3 protein-coding genes and 2 pseudogenes are annotated in these 4,587 nt (G+C 64.6%); 1 reads left to right on the top strand and 4 read right to left on the bottom strand.

What is annotated here, in order from left to right:
- From JWR89_RS22070 to JWR89_RS22055, 4 genes and pseudogenes are all read right to left on the bottom strand, one after another.
- Nucleotides 1-259, bottom strand: a pseudogene (locus tag JWR89_RS22070) (hypothetical protein); the annotation flags it as partial.
- Nucleotides 260-545: 286 nt separating this feature from the next.
- Nucleotides 546-1,109, bottom strand: a complete 564-nt coding sequence (locus JWR89_RS22065; protein WP_299720148.1) for a response regulator transcription factor — start codon at nt 1,107-1,109, stop codon at nt 546-548.
- Complete coding sequence (locus JWR89_RS22060; protein ID WP_299720147.1) at nt 1,099-2,406, bottom strand: ATP-binding protein; 1,308 nt, start codon at nt 2,404-2,406, stop codon at nt 1,099-1,101. Before JWR89_RS22060 ends, JWR89_RS22065 begins: the two co-directional genes overlap by 11 nt.
- Before the next feature lie 181 nt (nt 2,407-2,587).
- Nucleotides 2,588-3,883: an MFS transporter gene (locus tag JWR89_RS22055; protein ID WP_299720149.1), complete on the bottom strand. Its 1,296-nt coding sequence runs from the start codon at nt 3,881-3,883 to the stop codon at nt 2,588-2,590.
- A gap of 180 nt (nt 3,884-4,063) precedes the next feature.
- Between JWR89_RS22055 and JWR89_RS22050 the strand changes: the two are divergent.
- A pseudogene (locus tag JWR89_RS22050) lies at nt 4,064-4,587 on the top strand (ubiquinol oxidase subunit II); the annotation flags it as partial.

Here is a 4,587-nt window from a genome sequence, read left to right as displayed (position 1 = left end):
ACGACAGCCCGTTGCCGAACAGGTTCGGAATCACGATGAAGTAGCGCTCCGGATCGAGCGCCTGGCCCGGAGCCACCAGCCACTCGGTGTCAAAGTGCTGCGCGCCAAACGAGGTCGGATAGACGATGACGTTGTCTCTGTTGGCATTGAGCCGGCCAAAGGTCTTGTAGGCCAGCCGCATGCCGGGAAACACCACGCCCGACTGCAGCGTCACGTTGCCGGCGTCGAACAGGTCGTAGTCTTTTTGGACAGAAGTCATGGGCCGCCGATCGTCGAGTTCCTATTAAGTGGACAAATAGTACAATAAATAGGGCGGCCGGCAACGTCGAAATTTGGTCACGCCGCCTGAATAGCGGGCAGCAATGGAGCGTTCGCCGGACGCGGTGCACTGCGCCGCCTCAGACGATGCGAAGCATCCTGGGGCGGCGTGGTGCACCGCAGAGCCGGGGTCCCGCTTGTGCTCAATCGGGATCCCGGATCTGCGGAGCGGCATAAGAATGCCGCACCGCGTCGGGAAACGGGTTCACACCGCTTCAATCCTCACCCTAGCTCATCCGCCGCTTCGCCAGTTTCCGGGCCAGCGTGCGGCGGTGCATGCCCAGCCGTCGGGCGGTTTCGGAGACGTTGAAATTGGAATCCACCAGCGCTTCGTGAATCCGCTCCCATTCGAGGTTCTTGATCGAGGTCGGGCGTTCGGTCAGCGGGACGGTGCTGTCGCCGGTGACGCGGCCGAACGCGGCCTCGATGTCGTCGGTGTTCGATGGCTTGGCGAGGTAGTGGCAGGCGCCCAGCTTGATCGCTTCGACCGCCGTGGTGATGCTGGCGAATCCGGTCAGGACGACGATCTTGGTCTCCGGGTCGTGCGCATGCAGGATCCGGACGCATTCTAGCCCGGAGCCGCCGATCAGCTTGAGATCGACGACGGCGAATTGCGGCCCGTGGGTCAGAAGCAATTCGGTCAACTCGTCGGCGCGCCCGCAGACCGTGACCCGGTAGCCGCGCCGCTCGAACGAACGCCGCAACGCCCGCGCGAACGAGACGTCGTCCTCGACGATTACCAGCGACGGCTCGGCTTCCGCTTTTTCACTTTCCAGGTGTTCAGCGTCCATGGCGCGCCTCGATGGACAAAGCGGAGATCGGCAGGCTCAGTTCAACCACGGCGCCGCCGCTGCTGATGTTCCGGGCCGAGGCGTGGCCGCCGAGCTTGCGCAGCACGTTGGTAACGAGAAACAGGCCCAGGCCACTGCCGGGTTGCTGCTTGGTCGAGCGATAGGGTTTGCCGAACCCCGCCAGCATGTCCACAGAGAATCCGGGCCCGGCGTCGCGGACGGCGATCACCAGCAGATCGCCGCTGCGCGACACGTCGATGCCGACCCAGGCCGGTGAGGCCTCGAAAGCGTTGTCGAGCACGTTGAACAGGATCTGCTTCAGCAAGGCGTCGGAGGCGATGAGGAAATCCTCGTCGAGGCGGTTGGTGTATTCCAGTTCGGCAGGGCCGCGATGGTCTTCCCATTCGTTGACCACGGTCTCGATGAACGCGACAATGCTGGCGCGCTCGGAGTCCTCGCCGCGCTCCTCGCCCGACAGCCGCAGAATGCCCGAGACGATGGTCTTGCAGCGCTTCAATTGCGCCTGCATCTCGGCGAGTTCGGTAGCGATCTCGCCGTCGGCGCGGAACAGCGGCATCCGCTCCCAGTCGTTCAGGATCACCGACAGCGTTGCCAGCGGCGTGCCGAGTTCGTGCGCGGCGCCCGACGCCAGCAGCCCCATCCGGACGATGTGCTCTTCCTCCGCCGACTGCTGGCGCAGCTCGGCGAGCCGCAGGTCCTGGTCGCGCAGGTTGCGCGTGATGCGGGTGACGAACAGCACCAGCAGCACCGCGGCGAGCAGGAAGCAGATGAACATGCCGTAGATATGCAGGTCGAAGATGCGGGTCTGCGCATGGCCATGGCTCGGCATCGCGAAGCCGATCTCGTTGTACGAGACCGTAAGCCAGATGAAGCAGCCGCTGGTGACGGCGACGATGGTCCAGGTCGACCAGGGTTGCAGCAGCACGGCGCCGAGCACGGCCTGCAGCAGGAACAACGTCACGAACGGATTGGTCGCGCCGCCGCTGAGATAGAGCTGCACCGTGAGTGCGGCGACGTCGAGCAGAAGCTCGACAAACAATTCGGCATTGGTGATGCGCGCGCCGCTGCCGTAGCGGTACAAGGTGACCAGGTTGAGCACGATCAGAAACGCGACGATCGCCGCCATCTGCCAGATCGGCAGCGGGATCGCGAGCCAGAACGTGGCGATGGCGATCGCGCCGACCTGGCCGATCACCGCCACCCACCGCAGCGTGACCAGCAACAGCAGGTTTTTCCGGTTGGTGGTTTCCTGGATCAGATTCGGACTTAAAGGCACTGGATCTCTCAAAACGTCCCGAACGCACGGGGGCATGGCTGCGCGCTCGGATGCGAAGCGGCTGCCGTAGCAGGGTGGCAATACGCTACCACGCTGCATCGGGCATCACGAGGCCCGCAGCGCCTTCTCGTTCCCCGGACGCAGCGGCGTGGTGCCGCGCGTCCGGAAACGATCGCGCCGGTCAGGAGATTTTCCGGGCCAATTCCTGGTTGATACCCAGCGCCGCCAGGGTGGCCAGCGCGCCGGAGAGCAGATAGGCGCCGGCGGCCAGCAATCCGAAATGATAGGACAGATAGAGCGCCACCAGCGGCGCGAAGCCGGCGCCGACCAGCCAGGCGAGGTCGGAGGTCAGCGCCGCGCCGGTGTAGCGATAGACGCTGCCGAAATTCGACGACACCACGCCGGACGACTGCCCGAACGAGATGCCGAGCAGCGCAAAGCCGGTGACCATGAAGACGACTTCGCCGACCGCGCCGCCGTCGAGCAGTTGTGGCGCGAATCCGCTGAAGATCGCGATGGCGACGGCAGAGACGGCGAGCAGCGAGCGGCGGCCGACCCGGTCGGCGATCATGCCCGACGCGATGGTCGCGAAAATGCCGACCACGGCGCCGACGATCTCGATCAGCAGGAACCGCGTCGGGTCTTCCTTGGTGAACAGGAACACCCAGGACAACGGGAACACCGTCACCATGTGGAACAGCGCGAAGCTCGCCAGCGGGGCGAACGCACCGATCGCGATGTTGCGGCCCTGGTGGCGGATGGTCTCGATCACCGGAGAGGGCTGCAGCTCGCGGCTTTCGAACAGGTTGGCGTAATCCGGCGTCGAGACGATGCGCAGCCGCGCGAACAGCGCCACCACGTTGATCGCGAAGGCCACGAAGAACGGGTAGCGCCAGCCCCATTCCAGGAAGTCGGCGGCTGACAGGCTGGTGATGAAGAAGGCGAACAGCGCGCTGGCGATGATCAGGCCGATCGGCGCGCCGAGCTGCGGGATCATCGCGTACCAGCCGCGCTTGCCCTCCGGCGCATTCAAGGCGAGCAGCGAAGCGAGGCCGTCCCAGGCGCCGCCGAGCGCCACGCCCTGGCCGATCCGGAACAGCGCCAGCAGGATGCCGGCCCACGCGCCGATTTCGGCGTGGCCGGGGAGGAAGGCGACGGCGGCCGTCGATCCGCCGAGCAGGAAGATCGCGATGGTCAGCTTGAGGCCGCGGCCGTATTCGCGGTCCACCCACATGAAGATCAGCGAGCCGAACGGACGCGACACGAACGCCAGTGCAAAGATCGCGAAGGAATACAGCGTGGCGGTCAGCGGATCGGTATTGGGAAACACCAGCTTCGGAAACACCAGCACCGACGCGATGGCATAGACGAAGAAGTCGAAGAATTCCGAGGTCCGGCCGATGATGACGCCGATAGCGATTTCGCCGGGCGCGATCTGGTCGTGACGGGAATTGATGCGTCGGGCATCATGCTCCATCGTCGTGGCTTGGGTGGTCGCTGCGGTCATGACGGCCGTCAATCCTTGAATCAATCGTTTTGAAGAAGGCCTGCGGGCATTCCTGACCGTGCATGGCTACGCCATTCGGGACAGGGCCGTGATTGGACAAAATGTCCAATGTCGGTTTCCGGCCGACCAGCGTAACGCCAAATCATGCGCATGCCCTTCAAAAAAATTCTGAATCGGTCGACGATCCGTCGCGCCATCGTGTCACTTCCGCTCCTGGCGCTGCTGTCCGGATGCCAGGCGGTGGTCCTTCGTCCAGCAGGGGATGTGGCTGCCCAGCAGCGCGACCTGTTGTTGATTTCCACGGGTCTGATGCTTCTTATCATCATTCCCGTGCTCGCGCTCACCGTGCTGTTCGCCTGGCGCTATCGCGCCGCGAACACCGAAGCGCGCTACGAGCCGGACTGGGATCATTCGACCCAGCTCGAGCTCGCGATCTGGGGCGCGCCGCTGCTGATCATCATCTGCCTCGGCGCCATCACCTGGACCGGCACCCATCTGCTCGACCCCTATCGGTCGATCGAACGGCTGTCATCCGGCAAGCCGGTCGCCGGCGGCACCGAGCCGCTGCAGGTCCAGGTCGTCGCGCTCGACTGGAAGTGGCTGTTCATCTATCCGCAGCTCGGCATCGCCACCGTGAACGAGCTGGCCGCGCCGGTGGATCGGCCGATCAGCTT

Source organism: Tardiphaga sp., assembly GCF_028290785.1.
Taxonomy (GTDB): Bacteria; Pseudomonadota; Alphaproteobacteria; order Rhizobiales; family Xanthobacteraceae; genus Tardiphaga.
This window is presented reverse-complemented; position numbering and strand designations above follow the sequence as displayed.

What these genes read in the sequence shown, in the direction of transcription:
- JWR89_RS22055 (WP_299720149.1), bottom strand. Translation starts at nt 3,883, where the DNA reads ATGGAGCATGATGCCCGACGCATCAATTCCCGTCACGACCAGATCGCG.
- JWR89_RS22065 (WP_299720148.1), bottom strand. Translation starts at nt 1,109, where the DNA reads ATGGACGCTGAACACCTGGAAAGTGAAAAAGCGGAAGCCGAGCCGTCG.